The following is a 23508-nucleotide window of genomic DNA, read 5'->3' as shown; positions in this document are numbered from 1 at the left end:
CTATGTATTAAATATTTGCTTTAAAATTTTATCCGTAATCAAGTAAGTAGGCTTTACACCTGTTGTTCCTAAACCACCAGATGCTAATGTACTTCCGGTTTCTAATGGATTATCTGATGCATAATATGCATAACGTACCTTTACATCTTCTCCAATACTCTTACGTATCTTAGAAGCAGATTGTATCGCTTTTTGATAATGTACACCTTCCATTTCAAGTCCTATTACATTCCAAGTTGACTTATGAAAGAACTTCAAAATATCTTTGTTTTGAAGTGATGTTCCTAAAACAGTCACCATTGTACCTTCAAAAACCTCTAAACCATAACCTTCAAAGTCTTTAGCACACAATTCATTTTTAAACGGATAATTGTCTGCAGTTCCTTCAAAAATATGAGCAGATGGTATCATTAAATCCCCTTTTCCGCCTTCTAAAATACCTGCTTTGCCCATTATAGATACAGAATCGACATTTATCAACGAGACATTGTTCTCTTTAGTACTATATGGTTTCAATAACTCATCTATAGTCTCATAAGCCTGCTCACCAAATGCGTAATCCATTACAAATATAACAGGTTTTTTATCAACGTCTTCTTCAGAAAATTCATACGAACAATTATCTACCTTAATTTTTGCCGTATCAAATATTTGAACATCTATATTGGTACCAGAAGTATCATCCATGATGATCATACCGTTCTTTACTGCCAAATCTGACACTTTTTTTCTAAGTGCCCCGTTACCAGAGCTACTTAAAGCTTCAAAAATTTCTAATGAATCAGTATTTGGAAACTCCTTTTTAAGAGCTGCCTTTGCAAATAAAGAATTCATTACACTATGCATATTTGCAGAGATTATATGAATGGGTCTATGCATAAGGTTGTTTTTAATTAAAACTTCCTTGATATTATTTGCCCAACGCTCCCCATGTATATGGTGCCCTAGTCGTTCTCTTAGCAAAGCACTGAACGTTACCGCTCTTTTTTCTCCAGATATTTCTTCATCAATAGCTAGTTTACCTAACCAATAGATTACATTCAAGAATCTATCTGGATTGTTCTCTGTACTGAAATTTTTATAAACCTCTAAAATTTCCTCAAATGACCTACCTAATATATTTGCAGTATGTATAAGTGAAATTTCTCGTTCTGCTTGAGTTAACTCTTCCTTTTGAACAGCAGCCTCAAGTTTAGCCCAATCTCTTATTGTTCTTTCCGTATCCGTTATTAAAACTCGCTTACATATTTTTTCAGACTCAATGAATAAAAAAGTAAGGTGGGTAAGAATATCATAAATATCCGATCGCCCTCTAGTAATCTCAATATTCATCTGCTCCTTATCTATACGATAACAGTTTCTTCTTCTTTTAGGCGGAATAATTGGGCTTATATGAGAAATACCATAACCCTCATCTGAAGTTAAATTGATAAAAGAACATTGTTCTATACCTTCAGGTAACCTTTCCAGCACATAAATTAAGCCACTTAACTCTGCTTTATCTTCTCCTAAAGAACCATATATTTCAGGTCTTAATTGTAATAAGGCATTTTTTAGGGCTTCTCCAGAAACCCCGTTCGGCTTATAAAAACCTCTATTAAATAAATGACGCATAGTAATATACATGCGTTCTATAGCGTTTGTCGACTCTTGCGCTCTTGTTGTTGTGATTGCTTTTCCCATGGATGATTTCAAACGAAATTACGATTTATAATTTGTTATTTAAAAGCTAGTTGCTCTCTGCCTTATATTTTGACAGACTTTCAACCACTTTTCGGTCATTGGACAAACGTTGTACTTTATTCTGTCCGCCAAGCTTTCCTATTGATTTCATATACTCTAAAAATCCTCCGTTTTTGACCGGAGTAACCTTGAGGGTCTGTAGCACCTTGCCTACAATTAAATCATAGTAATAGCTATTTTGCTTTTGTAAAGCCATATCTAGTTCTTGAATAAAAACATCCATATTAGATGGTAATTTTTCAAACTCTATAAACCATTCATGATATGGTAATTCATTTTCATTAGGGGTAATTTGTGGTGCCACGGTAAATTCACTTACACTAGCATCGGTTGCCTTTGTAGCTACTAACATAGCCTCTTCTACTTCTTTGGCAATAACGTGTTCGCCAAAAGCTGAGATAAAATGCTTTATACGGCCAGAAACCACAATTTTAAAAGGATGAACAGAAATAAACCGAATGGTATCACCTAGATTGTATGCCCAAAGACCTGCATTAGTAGTGATAATCATAACATAGTCAACACCGATCTCTACATCTTTTAAAGTAATTCTTTCAGGATGTTCATTAAAGAATTCATCTGATCGTACAAACTCATAAAATATTCCTGCATCTAACAGCAGTAGCATTCCATTTTCTTTTTGAGAATTTTGGTATGCGAAAAAACCTTCACTTGCCGGAAACAATTCTATACTAGCAACCTTTCTACCTATTAAGGTTTCAAATTTCTTTCTGTAAGGTTCATAGTTAACTCCTCCATAAATAAACAGCTCAAAATTCTTAAACAAGTCGCCTACATACTCATTGGTATTTTCTTTAAGTTTTTCAAAATACATTTGTACCCAAGAAGGTATGCCCGCTATTACGGTCATATCTTCATCTTTGGTTTCATCCACAATGGCATTGACCTTGGTTTCCCAATCTTCTATACAATTGGTTTCCCAACTGGGCATTCTATTTTTCTGTAAATAATTAGGAACGTAGTGCGCAGAAATACCAGAAAGCCTACCCAGTTTTACTCCGTTTTTCTCTGTTAAAACGGGACTCCCTTGTAAAAAAATCATTTTACCGGTCACAAAATCCGCCCTACCGGTTTCATGAATATAATTAAGAATAGCATTTCTAGATGCTTTCACTTGTTCTTTAATACTACCCTCGGTAATTGGAATATACTTAGCACCAGAAGTTGTTCCAGATGTCTTTGCAAAATATAACGGTTTTCCTGGCCAAAGTATATCCTCTTGACCGGCTACGGCTAAATTTACATAGTCCTTTAATTCCTCATAATCTCTTATAGGAACCTGCGCTATAAAATCGTTGTGAGTTTTTACTGTTTTGAAATTATGATCCTTTCCAAACTTGGTTTCCTTGCCTTTTGCAATAAGTTCTTTGAACACATTTTCTTGCGTCTCAATAGGGTTACTGACCCACCTATCGGTTCTTTTAGCGATACGGTGTGCAAATATTTTAGCAGCAATGGTCTTTAAGGACATTTCGTTCTAATTAAAATCAATATAATTTAAGGGGTCAATCGGTGTTCCGTTGTCCCAAATTTCAAAATGTAAATGTGGACCTGTGGTTAGCTCCCCTGTATTACCTACCGCAGCAATTACCTCGCCGCCCCTTACTATATTACCCTGATATTTGGACAATGAACCATTATGTTTATATACACTTAATAATCCGCCTTCATGTTCAATAATAATCACATAACCAGTATCTGCCGTCCATTCAGAAAATATAACTGTTCCGTTAGCAACTGCCTTTACAGGACTATCGGTTACCGCTGTAATATCAACGGCATAATGTTTCTCGTTAGGGTTAAAACCCATTGTAATAGAACCTGAAACAGGAGTAAACAAAACTAAATTCTTCTTATCTATTGTTCTTTCGAACAAGTTGTATTTGTCCTCAAGTGCAACCTCTGCTCTTAATAGTGAATCTTCCTTTATAGGATTAAGGTCTACTGATGCCGGGTCTAATTTAAATTGCTGAAATAGAGAATCTCTATTAACAACATTATTTTCAATATCACCTTTTAACACCATTCTAATATTATCCAAATACTTATTGGTATAATTTAAGGTTCTAATTAAAGAATCTGTTTTATACGTTAGCTCAGTAGCTTCTTTTTTCAATCTTGTAGATGAATAACCCGGTATATATTCTCGTAGAGGAGTAAATGCTATAAGCAGTGTTGTCAGCCCTATTAAAGTTATCATGAAAAGTGATCCTGTCACAAAAACATTAAGTCTACTTAACTTAAAAGAAATCTTCTCTTCAAAAGTACTTTCGTTTAGAATTACCAAACGATACTTATGAAGAAGTTTCCTTTTTATTTCCTTTCTTTTTTTGACTTTCTTTTTGGCCATTATAACAAAGATAAACTTAGAATTTAATTTTAGACCTTCTTTAAAATGAATAATTTACAAAGTGTTGCCCAAACTTAAATTAATTAAGGCATTCTCTACATTTTCTACTCATAAAAAACATCTAAATATTACCAGCCTAATGGCTTGTTGACAAGTCAATTTCAAAACTATTCCACTTCCAAATTTAATCAAATTTAAAAAGTAAGTTAATTCCTACTTATACTATAAACATCAAATATCTGAATGTACAACCCCTATATATCATCCATTGACAACAAAAATTACTGATTAGCCGTCTATAAAGTTAGTTTTGAAGTTAGCGTTTATGAAACTTACATATTCTAACCAAATCAGAACTAGTTCACCAAGTAGTTAATGATACATTCTCAAACACACATCAAACTATTTCAGCTATTAAAAACGTACACAGGTCTAATGACCGTAATTCTATTTTTCAGTATGCTACATACTGGTTACGGACAAATAAACAACTCAGAATATCGTGTTGAGCTTAACTCCACCAACATGGGCGTTTGCGGCGGCACAAATGATGGTAGCAGCACGGTTACAATTACATCAAAAACGACACAACTTCACACCTTCAAAATAGCTTTTGATTTACCCGAAGGTATCAACTATAAGACTGGCACTGCAGTAATCAATACTCAAACAGGTTCTGGAGATTATGTGCTATCTGAATTTGATATTACAGATTTAAATCAACCTACTTTTCAAATAGAAAGACCAAGCAATGAAAATTGGCAATTATCTGATGTTGTCACGTTCACGTTTGACAAAACAGGTGATTGTGATGCCGTACAGTTCTCATTTAATGGCGGACTTTTTAAAGATGTACATACCATTGACTATATAGAAAACACAACGGTAAAGACAGCCAACAATAGTGACCTAACCGCAAACGGATATACTTTGTTGAGCGCTTATCTCGCAGTAAATGATATTACGGCAATAGATGCTTTTGTAGGTGATGTAAATAATAGAAATGTGGTTATCAATAATTCTGGTAACGGTAGTATTTCCCAATTTGATCATGTGGTAGAAATTAGTCCCGGATTACAAGCTGGTTATAAACTATCTTTTAACGGAACTGTTTTGACTCCCTCAATCAGTGGTAACTTTTACTCCTACACAATAGATTTAAATTCGGCACCATTTTTAGGTCAAGTCGGTGACGGAGACAATTTATTCGAAAATGAAAATATAACATTATCAGAACGATTAGTATTAACCAATTGTACTGACAATCAATCAACACAACATAGCCCTAGATGGGGATGCTCAACTGGCACGTATTACCAGATAGGGGCTCCCATACCAGGTTTTATCAATTTTAATCAAGAATGGTCAAATATATCATTTCAAACCATAAGTGATCCACGACCAAGATGGGATGCTCCTGTTACATACACCTACAGATTAGAAAATGACGCAAGTGCAGACAATGCGTATAATGTTAACTTCAATATTGGTTACACTTGGGACAATAGACTTTCCTCCATTGGTTTTAACCCAATGTATGGTGATGATAATGACACCAATAGACAATTATCTAACTTTAGATTTACCGGCGGGTCCTCATTTACACCCGTATTATGGGAAAATACTACTACCGGCAGTTCTCTAGGTTTAGGATCATATCTTGTTGGTCAAGATTTTTTTACTACAGATCCGGACGGTCCAGGCGGATTACAGGATTTGGATGGCGATGGATTTTTTGATGATTTATTACCGGGTGACTTCACAGAGATCAACGTTGATTTAACTATGCTGCAAATTTCACCAGCTTGCGATCCATACGATGCAGAATACTCAAAAAGTGCGAGTCTAAATATGGATGCTTGGGCTGTAAACTCTTGTGGTGGCAGTAATAAATCGGTTCGTGAAGAGCTTGAAAGACATTACGTAAATAGAGCTGCATTGTTCAATGAGGATTTTCCTGAAGAATATGACTTAGATGCTGAAGACGGTTCTGTTTTTAATCTTTCATTTGTAGGTAATTTTATTGCATCGAACCAATCGCCCACGTGTAATGGTATTGAAATGTTTTCAAATGATGCATCAACAATATATAGAGCAGTTCTTGATATACCTGCTGGCGTTTCTTTAGATCCAAGCGCAGATGCCCGTTACGCACAAATTGGCAATCAGATTATCTTTACAGAAACACAGTTAGAAGATTTTGAATACAACTCTTACTGGTTACGAATACCAATTAATTTTGCGCTGAATATTGATTGTAGCGCCTATACAGGCCCAGAAAATCTTTCTTTAAACTACACTACATCTTACGAAAGCTCTTGTTATAGCAAAGATTTGCATTGTGGTTCTTTTAATATTACCACACATTGCCCAAATGCCTGCAGCGCACCAATGACGACATCTTTTGACGCAAGTAGAACTACTGCCGGATGGACCGATGAGACCATGAGTACAAAAGTGGTTTTAGATCCAACCGTACATGCAACCAAATATTACATGCCTAAAGATGAAATGGTTGTTTCTACGAGTGCCGTAATGCAAAATACAACTCAAGATAATTTAGTATTTGAAATGAGATACATTACCGAGAGTGGTGAAAGTATGCAAGATATTATTGGTTTTACAGGAGGTACAATTACTATTAACGACCTTTCAACCGGATCACCACAAACATTTCCAATTACAAATTCTCCGGTACTTACAACACAAAGTACCAATGATAATAGATTTACTTTAGACTTGTCATCTTATCAAAGTCTTATATCACCTACGTATGAATATGGTGAAGGATTAGAAGCCGATGAAATTTCTCTTGAGCTAACCTTTCAATTTAAAGAAGATTTTCCTGATGAGGCTTTTCTATATCAGTTTCACGCTTTTCAAGGTCGTTTTTATAGCTTGGACAGTTCTAATAATGAAATTGACTGTGGTGCTTATAATGATAGAGCTCATTTTTTTCAAAATGAAATCAATATTACTGCGGACATCGATAATCAAGCGAGTGGTTGTGATGAAAAATGGCTTTATGTTGGTTTAGCTCAAGCGTCATCTGTAGATGATAAATTTCCAGATGAATTTAGACCACCATTATTATGGAATTCTACCACTATTGAAATACCGACCGGTATGCATTTTAATGATTTAGTTAGTAGTTATGGATACCCAAGCCTAATGCCAGAGAACGAAGACCCGGCCTCCTTTAATAATGGATTAAATTATTCTGTTTCAGGTAATATTGTAACCATAACGCCCGGTCCACGTTTTGTACATTTAGATCAAGGAGGTAACAATTACCCTAGTGTATCAATAAATCTGACTGCAACAAGTGCTACACCTACAATAAGCTCTCATGATATTTCTGTCACCTATGATGAATATGCTTATGCAGATACTCCTGTCAGACAAACGGAAACTGACACTAAAGATTTTACATATAACCAACCTGTATACTTTTTATCTACAGCAAACCCTACAGAAATAGGAAATTCAGAATTAGAAGGTTTTACCGTTGACATCTGTAAACAAAACGCGACTGAAATCATTAATAATTGGTTACGAGTAGATACCGGCACTAATTATATGATAACTAATGCCTACCTAGTGAACGGAGCTACTGAAACAGCCCTGAACTTCTCTACTGAAAATGATGTCACTTATATTGAGTTTGGTGATATGGAAGGTGGTAGCTGGATCTGTAGACAAATAAGATTTGAGGGTACATATACATCAAGTAGCCCAATAGATTTAAATATTTCTCATAATTATGACTGTATAGCCTACCCAACAAGCTACAGCGGCATTTCATATTATGATGAAGAAGTTTTTACTTTAAGTCCGGTACCTGCAGCAATACAGTTACAAATATTAAATCAACCAAGTACAACTGTAGATACTTGTACAGATTTTGATATCACTTTAGAAGCAAGAAATGCTGGTGAAGGCGATCTTATTTCACCAATAATTGACTTTGATGTACCAGGTGATATTTCTGCTTTATTAATTAATGGGTTAACTATAGAATACCCTAGAGGTTCCGGAAATATTGAAACCATAACACCAACAATATCCGGTAATAATGTTGCTATAAATCTCTTAGATCACTCGTTTATAGCAGCTAAAAATGGTATACCAGGTTCATTGAATGTTGCAAGTATAGACGAGCAAATAGCTATAATTAGTTTAACCTTGAACGCACAATGTAATTACGTATCAAATACAGGCACGGCTTACACTATAAACGGTAATAGTCCTTACATGGATCCAGCTACCGGAAGCGGAAGTAGAATATCGGCAAACCCAATAATCCTTACTGGGGCAGAACCTCCATATAGTACAAATAATACAATGTCAGTTTCTAACACGGCTAGATTAGAGGGTTGTGAAGCAGAAACCGTTAGTGTAAATACTGTTATTGTTGACGGTGTTACAGGTAATGAAGATTATGTCCGTGTAATTTTACCAAGCGGTATAGCGTATGTACCATCATCTTTTACATCAACAAGCCCATTACAACTTACCTATATTAATACCAATACGGTAGGTGACCATCAAGAAATAGAATTAAAATTACCACAAGGCGCAACATCTGCCGATACGTTAACTTACGATTTTGATATTAGCAACCAATCAACCAGTTGTGCTGATACTGCCAATATTGATATTGCGACCTACGTAACCACCAATGCATTAAGTTGTATGGGAGTATCTTGTGGAACTACAGAAATTGCTACAGGTAATGCTAGTATTCCAATAGAAACGTACAAATCAGAAATTGGGCTTGCAACTCCCGCTCCAGAAGCTACGTATGTAAATAATGGTACAGATTACACCTATGATTTAGATTTTAGTATTGAAAATATTGGCACATATACGATTGCATCGGGAGCTACTTATAACGTTTACTGTACAGATGCTTCAGATAATAAATCTGGTACTGCAATATATACCGGAAACTTAGATACTGAAATTTTAAGTGGGAATACTATAAATGAAATCGCATCATTTACCACTACAGCCTTTTGCGGTGTTGGCGGTAATTTAATTATTGAACTAGAACCTGCGGTTGGCAATTGTTTTTGTAATCCACTTTCATTTGTAATCCCTTCGGTAAATAACTCGGCTGATTTATCTTTAAACAAATCGGTTTCCAATACCAGTCCTGATATTTCGGATGTAATTACTTTTACTATTGATTTGGCGAATGCTGGTCCGAATGATGCAACCAACGTTAGTATTGAAGATGTGGTTCCTGTTGGGTATACTGTTGATATTGCTACTATTTCTAATGGTGGTATCATGACAGGAAATACGATTACTTGGAATTTGGCAACTGTAACTTCTGGAACGATTTCATTGACATACGATGTTTCGGTAAATGCACCGACTGGCGCTGCCGACGAATATAAAAACATTGTCCAAGTAACAGCAAGTGACCAGACGGATCCAAATTCTACCCCTAACAATGATGACGGAGACCAATCTGAAGATGATGAGGATTCGGTGGATACTGTCAGTGTAAATGCGCAAGCCGACTTGTCCTTAAACAAATCGGTTTCCAATACCAGTCCTGATATTTCAGATATTATAACTTTTACTATTGATTTAGCAAATGCTGGTCCAAATGACGCAACCAATGTTAGTATAGAAGATGTGGTTCCTGTTGGATATACTGTAGATATCGCTACTATTTCTAATGGCGGAACATTATCCGGTTCTACTATTACCTGGAATTTGGCAACTATTGCTTCCGGTACAACTTCATTGACATATGATGTTTCTATAAACGCACCTACTGGCGCTGCCGACGAATATAAAAATATAGCACAAGTAACAGCAAGTGACCAAACCGATCCAAATTCTACCCCGAACAATGATGACGGAGATCAATCGGAAGATGATGAGGATTCGGTGGATACAGTAAATGTTAACGAACAAGCAAATCTATCCTTGGATAAATCGGTTTCCAATACCAGTCCTGATATTTCAGATATTATAACTTTTACTATTGATTTGGCGAATGCCGGTCCAAATGACGCAACCAATGTTAGTATAGAAGATGTGGTTCCTGTTGGATATACTGTAGATATTGCTACTATTTCTAATGGCGGAACATTATCCGGTTCTACTATTACCTGGAATTTGGCTACTGTTGCTTCCGGCACTACTTCATTGACATATGATGTTTCGGTAAACGCACCGACTGGCGCTGCCGATGAATATAAGAACATAGCACAAGTAACTGCGAGTGATCAAACAGATCCAAATTCTACCCCGAACAATGATGACGGAGATCAATCCGAAGATGATGAGGATTCGGTGGATACTATATCAATTAACAACGTTGATTTGTCATTGATCAAATCTTTATCCTCAGATTCCAGTATTAATCCAAATATTGATGATCAAATTACATATGAAATAACTGTAACAAATGCTGGTCCTGATTTAGCTACGGGTATCGTCATTGAAGATTATGTACCATCTGGACTAGTTGTCATTGGGACATCAATATCAAACGGTGGTACTTTTTCAAATGATACCATTTCATGGAATATAGCCTCATTAGGTGTAGAAAGCCTAACACTATCATATAGCGCAAGAGTAAATATACCAAAAGGTACACAAGGTGAATATAAAAATGTCGTTCAAGTAACTCAGGTGAACGAAACCGACTCAGATTCTACTGTAGATAACTATGATCCAAATTCGCCAAATGAAGATGATGAAAGTGAACATGAAATCAATTCACCATCAACTGACATAACCATTGATAAAATAGTTTCTAGCGAAACCGCTGAAATAGGAGATGAAATCATTTTTACTATTACTGCCAGTAACATAGGTGGTTTAGCGGCAACAAATGTAAGTATAGAAGAAAATATACCTAATGGTTTTGTATTGGTACAGCAAAGCAATAGTACAGGTACATATGATCCTGAAACCGGGTTCTGGGATATACCATTGTTACTACCTGGTGAAACCGCAGAACTTCTTTTAACCGTAACCGTGCAAGAAGGTGATGATTACACCAATATTGCTCGAGTAGATTATATGGATCAAATTGACCCGAATACTGCTAACAATCAAGATCAGGTATCAGTAACCCTTAATGAACCATTAGATGAAGAATGTTTGGTAATTTTTAATGAGTTCTCCCCTAATGGAGATGGCAGTAATGAATATTTCTTTATTGAATGTATTGAAGATTATCCTAATAACAACTTACAGGTATTTAACCGATGGGGAACTTTAGTTTATGAAACTAAAGGATATAACAATGATTGGGACGGTACATCACAGGGTAGAGCAACCGTTAACGGTAATGAAAAATTACCCGTAGGCACCTACTATTACATATTGATACCGAATGAAGATATCAATGATGCAAAAACAGGTTGGTTATATATAACTAGATAAATGTTAGAATGAAGTTGAAAATAAACCACATATATGTAAGCACAACGCTCATTATGGCGCTACTGGGTATAAAAAGTGCGAGTGCGCAACAAGAACCTCAGTATACTCAATATAATTATAACACCATGACCGTAAACCCTGCTTATACAGGGTCTAAAGGACATTTAACGATAACTTCTTTATTTAGAAGTCAATGGGTGGGCATAGATGGATCACCTACTACCATATCACTAGGTATTGACTCTCCATATAATAGTTCTGATGGTATAGGATTTTCTATAGTTCAAGATCAAATAGGTCCTTCTTCCGAAACATTCCTAGACCTCAATTATGCGCATAATATAATTTTAAACAGAAGAGGACATAAATTGGCATTAGGTTTAAAAGCTGGTGCACGCTTTCTTAGTGTAGATTGGTCAAAAGGTACATATCGTGATCCAGATGTACTTTTTAATGAAAACATTAATAGCGAACTTTTGCCCTCTGTAGGTGCAGGTTTGTTTTATTATACAGACAAGGCATATATAGGTCTATCAACTCCGAACGTATTATATAACAAACGGTATAATGCTATAGAGGAGTCTGTAGGTACAGAAAGAATGCATTTATATTTGATAGCAGGTTATGTTTTTGACCTAAATTCTATGGTAAAGTTTAAACCATCAACCTTTGTAAAGTATGTTGAGGGTGCGCCTTTAATAGCTGACTTATCTTTAAACTTTCTATTTAACGAAGCATTGACTTTGGGTGTAAATTATAGATGGGATGATTCTATTGGAGCCCTTTTAGGCTTTCAGATTAATCCTCAATTCAACTTAGGGTATGCTTATGATCTAACAACTAATAATCTGGGAACCTATAATTCTGGTACGCATGAAATATTTCTACGCTACCAATTAATATCTAAAATCACGAGAATTAAATCGCCACGTTTCTTTTAATCCAAGCAATAAACTTAGCGCAACAAGCAGATAATACCAATTAGTATTTTATATGGAATTCAGCTGACAAATAGTATCTTATAAATAAAAAATCACTTGCTATTAATATTAACAGCAAACTAAGAACTTTTTAGTATCTTTGAAATCCATTTTAAATCATAGTCTTATGACAATATTATCTACTTTTTTGGCCATAGGCGCTCCACAAATTATATTAGTGGTAGTCGTAATTCTACTTCTATTCGGAGGAAAAAAGATTCCAGAACTAATGAGAGGTTTAGGTAGTGGAATTAAAGAGTTTAAAGATGCTTCGAAAGAAGATGAACAATTAGAAGAAAAGAAAAAGGAATAAGTACATTTTACCCTTTCATATAATTTATAAAGCTCTGATATTCAGAGCTTTTTTGGTTTTATATATTATTTCCCTAAATGTAAATCTCCTGTGGAAGTAACAAACACGCAACTTATCGTATAAATTGTCCGTTTATCGGGATCACATTGGCTGCGAGGCTACTAAATAGTATTCTTTCACGACATAAAAACCCTCTTTCACAACAATTAATATTCAGAATATCGCTTTACTACTAATTTCGTTAGACTTATAGTACTAAAAATCCATAACTAACCGTTGGTACTATACTTAAAACCCCAGTTGATCGTAATGTTCAACTAAGAATTATGTCTATGAGAAGTGTATTAAATTTATTTTTTCTGGTCTTTATCGTTTTTGCCCAAGCTCAAGGTTTTCAAGATGAACTAGAGTCTGATGTATCAAATAACATCGAGGACTCAATAGTATCCGTAGCTGAAGAAAACGACAAAAAAGATTTTCAAAGAGCTGCTGAAGCACTGTCTATTCCATACAGAGCTTTTCATGATATAGAAAATACCGAAAATGGATACTACGTTATAGCAGGTACATTTTCAAAAGATAAAAATCTAAATTCTCAAATTAAAAAATTAAATAGAAAAGGGTTTGAAGCTGGGTACTTTCAGAATCCTCAAAACCTATTATACTATTTGTATTTAAACCACTACACTTCTTGGGAAGAAGCTTTAAATGATTGTTCTACAGAATTTGACAATCGTTACGATGATGAGGTATGGGTTCTTAAAATGATCAACAATAATGTGTATAATGAAACCGAAGCTGTTTCAGAATTACCAACAGTAGCAGAAATAGAAGCTACCTCAACATTACAGACAACACCAGTAACTGAATTAGAAACAGAAACTATACCTGTAGAAGAGGTTTCTTATGAAATGCTTACTTCATCAAAAGATAACGATCCTGCGTTTAAATCTAAACTCATTAAAAGAGCAGATGAGTATTTTGATAAAATGTGGTATGCAGAAGCTGCAAAAATTTATGAGCAAGCCTTATCTAAAGGAGAAAAAGCTTATACATATGATGTTTTAAAGAAAGCTGGTGATGCCCATTACTTTAATACAGATATGGAAAACGCTTATAAGTGGTATAACATATTATATACCAAATATGAGTCTGACATGAGTTCTGACTACTTATTTAAATATGCACACTCACTAAAAGGTATTGGTAACTATAAAAGATCTAAGCGTCTTTTAAAGCTGTACAATAAGAAATTAGCGGGTGAAGAAATTGAGCAAGACATTGAACAAAACGAAATAGTTCTAGACGGTCTATTAAGAATGGAAGAAAGGTTTGATATCAATAACCTAAATATCAATTCTAAGTACTCTGAGTTTTCACCTATGTATTATGGTGGTGAAGAAATGGTTTATGCATCTGCGAAAGATTCATCGATATTTAATACCAGAAAGTATAAATGGAACAATCAGCCTTATTTAGATTTATTCGTTGCCAAGGTAAATGAAGAGTCTCAAGATTTTAAAGATGCTATCAAGTTCTCTAAAAAAATCAATACTAAATATCATGAAGCTTCTGTAGCATTCTCTCCAGATAATGAGACTATGTATTTTACCAGAAACAATTATGGTAAGAAACTAAAGAGAGATAAGAACGGAATTAACCACCTTAAAATTTATCGTTCAAAAAAAGTTAACGATGAATGGTTAGAGGCAGAAGAGGTCTCTTTCAACAGTGACAACTACTCTACAGGTCACCCGGCATTAAGCCCTGATGGAAAACAATTATATTTTGTTTCTGATATGCCAGGTAGTATTGGTGATACAGATATTTTCGTAGTAGATGTTCTTGAAGATGGTTCTTTTTCTTCTCCAAGAAATCTTGGTCCAGAAATTAACACGGAGCATAAAGAAATGTTTCCTTTTATAAATGACAAAAAACTATACTTCTCATCTGACGGTCATGTAGGCTTAGGTGGTTTAGATGTATTTGAGGTTGCCTTTGATGATGAAGCTGGCTTTTTAGAAGTTCGTAATGTAGGTAAGCCGGTTAATAGTAGCAAAGATGACTTTTCATTTATTGTTAATGAAGAAACTCAGAAAGGATACTTTGCATCTAACCGTGACGGCGGTAAGGGCGATGATGATATCTATTCATTTAAAACATTGGAAGTTGAAGAAATACCAACTAGTATAAATGCTATTGCAGGTGTTGTAACAGAATTGATAACTGGTGATTTAATGCCTAATGCATTAGTGGAGTTGCTTGATGAAAACAACATTAAACTTAAAGAAATGGAAACCGATGAAAATGGTAATTTCATTTTTGAAGATTTAGATGCCGATACCAGATATGTATTAAAAACCACCAAAGGTTCATACTTTGATGATACCAGAGAAGCCGCAACTAAAGACAATGATACGGTCAATGTAGATATCTCAATGAGAAAACTAAATGATATGATCGCTGTTGAAAATGGTATCAAGAAACTTAAGACAGAGATGATTCACTTTGACTTTGATAAATCATACATACGTGACGATGCTGCTGTAGAACTTAATAAACTAGTTGAAGTAATGACCGATTCGCCTAATATGGTCATAAAAATAGAATCGCATACAGATTCAAGGGGTGCGGCCGTTTACAACAAATACCTATCTGATAAACGTGCTAAATCTACTAGAGACTATATCATATCTCAAGGTATAGATCCAAGCAGAATTCAAAGTGCTATAGGTTATGGGGAAGAACGATTAATCAACGATTGTGACGGAACTATTCGCTGTACAGAAGAACAACACTACCTTAACCGTAGATCAGAGTTCATTATCGTAGACATGTAATAATAAACAACAACCATAATAAAAGACCCGCTAATTAGCGGGTCTTTTGTTTTATAAACATTTAAGGTTTATATAATTGGAGAATTTACCTGCCTGCCCAATTATCAATACATCTACTTTTTAATCTATGATTTTATACGCTTCATCGGATTTTATAAGAGACAGCAAACATGCTGTTTATCTATCATTTTTACCCTTGATAGATAGTGATTTCATTCCATTACATTTTGTAGAATAATTGGTCCTTTTACCGAAACTTTCCAATAAAGGCATTAAGATTGAACATCTTTACGAGCAAGAACTCCTAAATCATTGAACATGGAAAAAATTACCTTAGTAAAAGAAATTTATATTGAAGCCTTTAGAAACTGGAGAAGTTTCATTTTAGAGCATTACTTTAAAATATTTTCTTGGTTGTGTTTTGTATTAATTGCCTACGCTTCTTATGCACTAATTTTTAGAGTATCTACTGGCTTTTCTTTCAGTAATTTATAATTGACATTAATACTTGGCTTGCATTAAAAAACAAGCGGTATTTACATAAAAAAGGCTCAGGAATTTCCTGAGCCTTTTACTTTTTATATAATTGAATAAGAAGTAGTTATTTACTTTCCTCATTAACATTAAACCTTACCGATTTCATAATCGCCTCTAGTTCAAACATGTAATCTCTTTTCTTGGTTGCAGGGGCAAAAACAAAGCCTTCAACAATTAATTTACGATTGTTCTCTTTATCATTTATTATATACGTCAAAAACGGACCTGCCATTGGATAAGCCGACATTTCCCAAATTCCCCTTACTTCTGCAGCCTTTTTACCTGAAACCTCAGCAGGGAAGACGTATGGAGAAAAAGCTTTTTCCGTAATCATATGATTTTGCTTACCAGGTATATCTTCTCCGCCAATATATAGTCCGCCAATAGAATCGCGCATTTGTATAATATCTTGTACAAAAGTAGAATCGTTCTGAAAACTATCCCAAGGCATGGTGTATGCGATAATATTCATGTTTCCTTTCTGAATTTGACGATCGATCCACACAAAGTTATCTTCTTCTCTACCTACTCTATAAATAGAAGGTATTTTCATTGAGATATCAAACTTGTCTTCTAAGGCTTTCTCTTTGTTCAACGACTTCTCAAAACGCTTTTGTGCTTTACCTATTTCCAAAGCTTTGAAGTCGGCGATAAACTCTTTTGCAGTTTTATTGATGTTCTCTATTAGCTCTTCTTTATTATGTCCTTTAATGACACCAACCTTTTGTGGTTTGGCATACATGTTAGACTTCATGTGTGCTATATTCAAAGTGTCTTCCATAACATACAGGACAGAACTAGTGTTACGTATGGCTCCGCTAAAAATCTGTTGCGGTATTTGAGTTACACTAAAAAGAGCTTCATCCCAAGTTAGGCCTTGGGCAGCAGCTGTATAATTTTCACGAACGGCATCACCTACACTACTTTTCCATAGGTCATTATCAATAACCACCGTTAGGGTATTCATGGCTCCTACAGATTCTGGTAAATAATCTGCCTTGCCTTCTTCTTTACAGGCAATAGACAATCCTAAAATTGCCATAAAACAAAGTAAAATTCTTTTTTTCATTGGTGTTTTAATTTACGATGAACAGTCGCACAATTTAAGTTTTGTGCCTAGCTTTAAATTATTACCACTAATACCGTTCCACTTTCGTAAATTTTCAATGGTTACACCAGGATATTTTCTTGAAATCGTCCATAAAGAGTCTCCACTTCTAACTTCGTGCGTTTTTGAATTACCGGCAACTGCCGTTCTAGAAGGGGTTTGCTTAGGTTTAACAGAAGAACTGGCGTTTTTTCTTGGGTATATAGTTAAACGTTGTCCAATACGTAAATTATTACTTCGTAAACCGTTCCATTGCTTTAATTGGCTAACACGTACTCCATATCTCTCTGCAATTTTACCAAGAAAGTCACCATCTCTAACTTTATATCTAATGCTATTGGCCTCTGCTTGTTTTTCAATTTTAGCAATTAAACCTTCTTTATCTTTTAATTCTTTTTCTACGTGTGCGTATATAGCTTTTTCATTGGCCACAAATTTTCCCATTTTATGAACCGGTAATCTTAATGCATGAGGTTTTCCTTCTACAAAAGGAATAACGTCTAGTTTATAATGAGGATTAAGCACTTTAAGTTCATCCTTATCAATAGCCGCCAATTCAGAAATTTGGTCGAAAGTAATTAGGCTTTTTACATGAATGGTATCGGTTTCAAAATATGCGCGATCCGTTCTTTTTGATTTTAAACCATGTTCTTCTGCATATTCAAAAATATACATTGTCGCTTGAAAAGCCGGAACATAACCAGCGGTTTCCCTAGGTAGATTTCTTCTTATATTCCAATAATTACGTTGCCCACCACTTCTACGAATGGCTTTGTTTACGTTACCAGGTCCAGAATTATAGGCTGCCAAAGCCAAATCCCAATCGTCATATATTCTGTGTAATCTATTTAAATAGTTGGCAGCTGCTGCAGTAGATTTTATAGGATCACTGCGTTCATCTACGTAACTATTAATATTCAATTTCATTTCTTTTCCGGTACCGTACATAAACTGCCAAAGACCAGTTGCCCCTACTCTTGAACGTGCTTTAGGATTAAGTGCAGATTCAACAATAGATAAATATTTCATTTCTAATGGAATATTCTTATTGTCAAATTCTTGTTCAAACAAAGGAAAGTAAAACTGGCTTATGGTAAGCATGCGCTCCATTAAACCCCTTTTTCTAGTCAAAAATGATTTAATAACACTTTCTAAAGACTTATTGTATTCAACGTTAAAAGGTGTTTTAGCGTTCAATCTTGCCAAACGCATTTTTAAAGTATCGGTAGGCAAGTCCAGAACGAAGGCAGAAGCCGTATCTGGCTCTACCATAATTTCCTCATACATTTCATTGTAAAGAGGAGCCGCATCTACAAGTTCTTTCATCCAAAGACTATCAAACTTAGCTGCTAATGCATTGTCCTGAAGATTATAAGAAGAAGATTCTGTAGGTTTAAATAGCGTTAAGTTTTCTGTTTTTGAATTTTGTACAATATTCAATTGACTTAACGGAGTGTTGTTATTCAATGAATCATTTACAACTATAGGATTACTTGTCAAAGAGTCTGTTACAGTTGTGACAACATCTTCTTGTTGTGCAGACCCTAAAAAAGGTACTAAGGTTAATCCTAGTAAATAATAACAGTTATAGGCTACTTTCTTCATAATGGGGTGAAAATATGTTAACGGAACAAACGAAAATCGTACATTTTTTAATGAGAATAAAATAATTTCTCTTAAAATGCACAAATTTTCGTTGTATGCCGTTTATCGATAACCCCTTTACTAGTCTAATATAGCGGCGATCCCTGGTAATGTTTTACCTTCTAAACTTTCTAACATTGCACCTCCGCCTGTTGATACATAACTAACTTTGTTTTCAAAACCGAATTGTTTCACTGCGGCAACAGAATCTCCACCACCTACTAATGAAAATGCACCTTCTTTTGTAGCTTCTGCAATATAATCACCAACAGCTATAGTACCGGCAGCAAATTTCTCCATTTCAAAAACACCAATTGGTCCGTTCCAAAGAATAGTTTTAGAAGCCAATATTACTTTTTTGAAGTTTTGTAAGGTATCAGGTCCGGCATCTAGTCCTTGCCAACCGTCTGGTATTTTGTCTACATCTACCACTTGTGTATTTGCGTTTGCATCAAAAGCATCTGCTGCAACAACGTCTACAGGTATATGTACATTTACATTTTTCTGTTTAGCCTGTTCAAGAATTTCCATAGCAAGTTCCATCTTATCGTCCTCACAAATAGAATCTCCTATTTTACCGCCCTGAGCTTTAATAAATGTATATGTCATACCACCACCAATGATTAAATCATCAATTTTATCAAGTATGTTTTCAATAATAGTAATCTTAGAAGAAACCTTTGCTCCACCAAGAATTGCCAAAACAGGTTTTTCACCAGTGGCCATTACTTTATCTATCGCTTCTATTTCTTTCGCCAATAAATAACCAAAACATTTTGCGTCTGGAAAAAACTTAGCTATTACAGTTGTTGATGCATGTGCACGGTGAGCCGTTCCAAAGGCATCGTTAACATATATATCTCCTAATTTAGAAAGTTGCTCTGCGAAAGCTTCGTCTCCTTTTTCTTCTTCACTATGAAACCTCAGGTTCTCCAATAAAAGTACCTCTCCACTTTTCAATTCTGCAACTGCTTTTTCAGCTTCAGCACCAACACAATCCGCAACAAATTTTACCGCTACTCCAATAACATCAGAAACAGCATCAACGATATGACTTAAAGATAAATCTGCGTTACGCTCACCTTTTGGTCTTCCCAAATGACTCATTAACACAGCGCTACCGCCATCTTCCAACACTTTTATAATTGTTGGCTTAGCTGCCTGTATTCTAGTGTTATCCGTTACTTCAAATTGGTCATTTAATGGAACATTGAAGTCCACTCTAATTAACGCCTTTTTATCTTCAAAATTAAAGTCATTCAATACTTTCATGTGATATTACCTTTTGTTAGGTAACAAATGTAAAGATTAAATGGCTTGTGATAAAGTGCTAAATAGGATAATTTACACCCAATACCATTAAATTTGTTGTGCTTTAAACAACTATATTTGAATCTATGTTATTCAATGAAATTTTAGGACTTTCACATATTAAAAAGCATTTGTCTTCTAGTGCAGATGCAGGTAGAATACCACATGCCCAACTATTTGTAGGTCCAGAAGGCTGTGGGCTATTGCCTATGGCATTGGCTTATGCCCAGTATATTATCTGTCAGAATACCAATGGGGACAACAATGGCGGTAATGAAGCTTGTAATTTAAAATTTAAGTCGTTTGCTCACCCAGATGTTCATTTTGCATTTCCTGTTTCTAATTCTGACAAGGTAAAATCTCACGCCGTTAGTAACCATTACATGAAAGAGTGGCGAGAGTTTATTACAGAACAGCCCTACGGAAATTTGTTCGACTGGTATCGCCACATTGAAATTGAAAAGAAACAAGGTCAAATTGGTGTTGATGAAGCGCAAGATATTGTAAAAAAATTATCCTTAAAATCTTATGAAGGCGGATATAAAGTGATGCTTATTTGGATGGCGGAAAAGATGAACATTGCCGCTTCTAACAAATTATTAAAGCTAATTGAAGAACCGCCCGACAAAACTATTTTTTTACTGCTTTGTGAAGACGAAGAGCAAATTATACAGACTATAAAGTCTAGATGTCAAATCGTTCATTTTCCACCCTTGGCAGAAGACGCCATTGCAACCGCATTAAGTGAAAAAGGAGCTAGTAAACCAGAAGCAATGCTTTTGGCTCATGAAGCAAATGGCAATTACAACAAGGCATTAGACCTTTTAAACAAAGATTCTGAAGATCTAGTGTTTGAAAATTGGTTTGTTCAATGGGTACGTACCGCTTTTAAGGCAAAAGGCAACAAAGCAGCCATTCATGAATTGTTATTGTGGAGTGAAGAGGTTGCAAAAACCGGTAGAGAGACACAGAAAAATTTTCTAAGCTATTGCATTACGGTTATGAGACAAGCACTAATGATCAATTATGGTGCAGAAGAACTTGCTTATCTAAAAATACATGCCGAAGGATTTCAATTGAAGAAGTTTGCACCCTTTGTTCATGAAAACAATATTTTGGACATTACCAAAGAGCTTGAGGATGCTATTTACCATGTGGAAAGAAATGGAAACTCAAAAATAATTTTCACCGACCTTTCCATTAAACTAACACGATTACTTCATCGAAAAAAAACCGAACTTAAATAACCTTCGCTATGAACACTTTCTATTACAATGCCACAGAAATAATAATACTCTTATTTTTAATCATCACTTTTTTACAAAGCGGCTTTGATAAAATTACAGATTGGAACGGTAATATTTCTTGGTTGAAAGAACATTTCTCTGCTACCCCGTTCAAAAATATTGTTCCTTTACTTGTAGGTATTATACTTGTAACAGAAGTAGTTTCAGGTGTTCTTTGCAGTGTTGGTATCTATGAAATGTTAACATCAGGCGGAAGAAATATTGCCTTTAATGGTGCAATTTTATCAGCCATAACATTACTAATGCTATTGTTTGGTCAGCGAATTGCTAAAGATTATGAAGGCGCAAAAACAATAGCTGTTTATTTTATACCAACCGTAATTTTACTGTTCTTGTTGCAAGTACACAAATAACCACTATTACATAAAATAAAAATCCCTCCTTTAAAAGGAGGGATTTTGGAGGCATCGAGCGGATTCGAACCGCTGTACAAGCTTTTGCAGAGCTGTGCCTAGCCACTCGGCCACGATGCCATTTTTTAGCGAGAGCAAAAATAAACAATATTCCTAATTTAAGCTGCATTAACAACTAAGAAATTATATTTATTTAAGGTTGGGTGAATTATTGAACAGATTGTCCCCTTTGTAAATTTAATGATACCGTTACCTTTTCAACATCACCGTTTATAGGCGGATTGATTTTAGAAACAGAAACCATAGCTGTATCTACGGTAGGAAGTTCAATAAAAATTCTATCGATAATTCTTTTGGCAACATGTTCTAACAATTTAGAAGGCGTAGCCATCTCTTGCTTTACAATTCTGTTGATATGAACATAGTCCACAGTATCTTTCAATTCATCTGAAACTGATGCGATCAATAGATTTGTATCAACGGATACATTGACCAAATAATCACTGCCAATATTTGTTTCTTGAGGCAAACACCCGTGGTGGGCGTATGCTTTTATATTCTCTAATTGTACTTTACCCATTATATATGTTCTGGAGATCAAATTTAATCAATCTCACTTGAAGGATTAATACGTACAACGACAATTACTGATACCCTGAAATAAATCTACCCCAAGGGTGATTACGTGTGTACCAGAACTATACCCAATAAGCTCGTTTAGAATTACTTGATAAGAATATCCGAAGTAAAAATTACTTTTCTTTAAACCGGCAATAGGAGCTATATAAAGCGGGTTACCAATTTGATCGTTCAAGAAACGGTAGTTGACACCTGCATAGAAATAATCTTCAAAATCATAAAATCTGAATTTCAAGTTTAAATCTGTAACAGAACGCCCATCACTCTCAAATAATTGAAACAACACAGATGGTTCGATTTCCATCTTACTAGTTCTTTTCTTCATATATCTATAACCGGTATACACATAATAGTTTCTTAACCTATTAGGCTCGTATAAAGCATTAAAATTGCTTAAATCCTTATCTAGAATGTTAGAAGCGTTTACACTAAAATAAAATTTATCATATCTATAAAGTGCCCCAATATCAAAGTTATGATTAGTAGTTGCTCTATCGTCAGTAACAGCCTGATCTGCAGAATCAAATTTCTGAATATCAATTCTAAACTGGTTAAAGTTATATGAGATACCGAACGATAAAAACTCATCGTCATAACGATCTAACGTAAGATGATGAGCAAAAGAAAACCTAGCTCCTTGTTGCTTTGTTTGTCCATTGCTATCATTATACAGTAATGTACCAATACCAGATTTTTCTCCTATACGCATATCTGCAGCAAGAGATTGTGTATCTGGTGCATCTTTAATACCTACCCACTGTGTAAGACCGTTAAGCCTTATTTTTACATGGTCACCGATACCTGCGTAAGTTGGGGACATTACAAAGGGGTTATCGGCTAGATATTGAGATAATTGAGGTATAGTAAGCTCCTGCCCTCTTAGGGAGAATACGCTTATAAATAATACCAGTGTCAATAGACTGTTCCGCATCATCATTTTAGGTTA

General features: G+C 35.0%; 15 protein-coding genes and 1 tRNA gene. 7 read left to right on the top strand and 9 right to left on the bottom strand.

Annotated elements, in window-relative coordinates; genetic code table 11:
- Genes PXD56_RS00800 through PXD56_RS00790 form a run of 3 tightly spaced genes read right to left on the bottom strand, consistent with a single transcriptional unit; the run spans position 1 to position 4114 of the window.
- Complete coding sequence (locus PXD56_RS00800) at positions 1-1683, bottom strand: DUF6909 family protein (protein ID WP_276491460.1); 1683 nt, start codon at positions 1681-1683, stop codon at positions 1-3.
- Between the two features lie 46 nt (positions 1684-1729).
- Entirely contained in the window at positions 1730-3235 is a 1506-nt protein-coding gene (locus tag PXD56_RS00795; RefSeq protein ID WP_276491459.1) for a GH3 family acyl-acid amido synthetase, read from the bottom strand.
- A 6-nt stretch (positions 3236-3241) separates the two neighbouring features.
- Positions 3242-4114, bottom strand: coding sequence for a M23 family metallopeptidase (locus PXD56_RS00790; protein ID WP_276491458.1), 873 nt, complete (start codon positions 4112-4114; stop codon positions 3242-3244).
- 375 nt (positions 4115-4489) lie between these two features.
- Between PXD56_RS00790 and PXD56_RS00785 the strand changes: the two genes are divergently transcribed.
- The 5 genes from PXD56_RS00785 to PXD56_RS00765 all read left to right on the top strand — a co-directional run bounded on the left by PXD56_RS00785 (position 4490) and on the right by PXD56_RS00765 (position 16158).
- On the top strand, positions 4490-11530 hold the full coding sequence (locus tag PXD56_RS00785; protein ID WP_276491457.1) for a T9SS type B sorting domain-containing protein: 7041 nt from the start codon (positions 4490-4492) through the stop codon (positions 11528-11530).
- Positions 11531-11538: 8 nt separating this feature from the next.
- Positions 11539-12471 carry a PorP/SprF family type IX secretion system membrane protein gene (locus PXD56_RS00780; RefSeq protein WP_276491456.1) on the top strand — a complete coding sequence of 311 codons (933 nt, stop codon included), beginning with the start codon at positions 11539-11541 and terminating at the stop codon, positions 12469-12471.
- A gap of 166 nt (positions 12472-12637) precedes the next feature.
- Positions 12638-12823: a twin-arginine translocase TatA/TatE family subunit gene (gene tatA / locus PXD56_RS00775; protein ID WP_073241438.1), complete on the top strand. Its 186-nt coding sequence runs from the start codon at positions 12638-12640 to the stop codon at positions 12821-12823.
- Positions 12824-13155: 332 nt separating this feature from the next.
- Positions 13156-15663, top strand: coding sequence for an OmpA family protein (locus tag PXD56_RS00770; RefSeq protein ID WP_276491455.1), 2508 nt, complete (start codon positions 13156-13158; stop codon positions 15661-15663).
- Between the two features lie 318 nt (positions 15664-15981).
- Complete coding sequence (locus tag PXD56_RS00765) at positions 15982-16158, top strand: DUF6747 family protein (protein WP_276491454.1); 177 nt, start codon at positions 15982-15984, stop codon at positions 16156-16158.
- A gap of 106 nt (positions 16159-16264) precedes the next feature.
- Here PXD56_RS00765 and PXD56_RS00760 read toward each other — a convergent pair whose 3' ends face one another.
- The 3 genes from PXD56_RS00760 to PXD56_RS00750 form a co-directional block, all read right to left on the bottom strand.
- A complete protein-coding gene (locus PXD56_RS00760; protein ID WP_276491453.1) occupies positions 16265-17269 on the bottom strand; it encodes a DUF4837 family protein in 1005 nt (334 codons plus the stop codon).
- Positions 17270-17281: 12 nt separating this feature from the next.
- Positions 17282-18913: a LysM peptidoglycan-binding domain-containing protein gene (locus tag PXD56_RS00755; RefSeq protein WP_276491452.1), complete on the bottom strand. Its 1632-nt coding sequence runs from the start codon at positions 18911-18913 to the stop codon at positions 17282-17284.
- Between the two features lie 120 nt (positions 18914-19033).
- Positions 19034-20224 carry a phosphoglycerate kinase gene (locus PXD56_RS00750; RefSeq protein ID WP_276491451.1) on the bottom strand — a complete coding sequence of 397 codons (1191 nt, stop codon included), beginning with the start codon at positions 20222-20224 and terminating at the stop codon, positions 19034-19036.
- Between the two features lie 125 nt (positions 20225-20349).
- Here PXD56_RS00750 and PXD56_RS00745 point away from each other — a divergent pair, with 125 nt between their 5' ends.
- Positions 20350-21510: a DNA polymerase III subunit gene (locus PXD56_RS00745; RefSeq protein WP_276491450.1), complete on the top strand. Its 1161-nt coding sequence runs from the start codon at positions 20350-20352 to the stop codon at positions 21508-21510.
- Positions 21511-21518: 8 nt separating this feature from the next.
- Entirely contained in the window at positions 21519-21923 is a 405-nt protein-coding gene (locus tag PXD56_RS00740) for a DoxX family protein (RefSeq protein ID WP_276491449.1), read from the top strand.
- Positions 21924-21969: 46 nt separating this feature from the next.
- Here PXD56_RS00740 and PXD56_RS00735 read toward each other — a convergent pair.
- The 3 genes from PXD56_RS00735 to PXD56_RS00725 all read right to left on the bottom strand — a co-directional run bounded on the left by PXD56_RS00735 (position 21970) and on the right by PXD56_RS00725 (position 23496).
- A tRNA-Cys gene (locus tag PXD56_RS00735) sits at positions 21970-22043 on the bottom strand.
- An 88-nt stretch (positions 22044-22131) separates the two neighbouring features.
- The gene (gene folB / locus PXD56_RS00730; protein ID WP_276491448.1) at positions 22132-22503 is read right to left on the bottom strand and encodes a dihydroneopterin aldolase; all 372 of its coding nucleotides are present in this window, start codon (positions 22501-22503) and stop codon (positions 22132-22134) included.
- Between the two features lie 45 nt (positions 22504-22548).
- Positions 22549-23496, bottom strand: a complete 948-nt coding sequence (locus PXD56_RS00725; protein WP_476703475.1) for a PorP/SprF family type IX secretion system membrane protein — start codon at positions 23494-23496, stop codon at positions 22549-22551.
- Positions 23497-23508 lie beyond the last annotated feature (12 nt).

Origin of the sequence: Maribacter zhoushanensis, assembly GCF_029350975.1 — a bacterium.
Lineage (GTDB): Bacteria > Bacteroidota > Bacteroidia > Flavobacteriales > Flavobacteriaceae > Maribacter > Maribacter zhoushanensis.
Note: the sequence above shows the minus strand (reverse complement) of the source record. Positions and strands in the feature narration are given on the sequence as shown.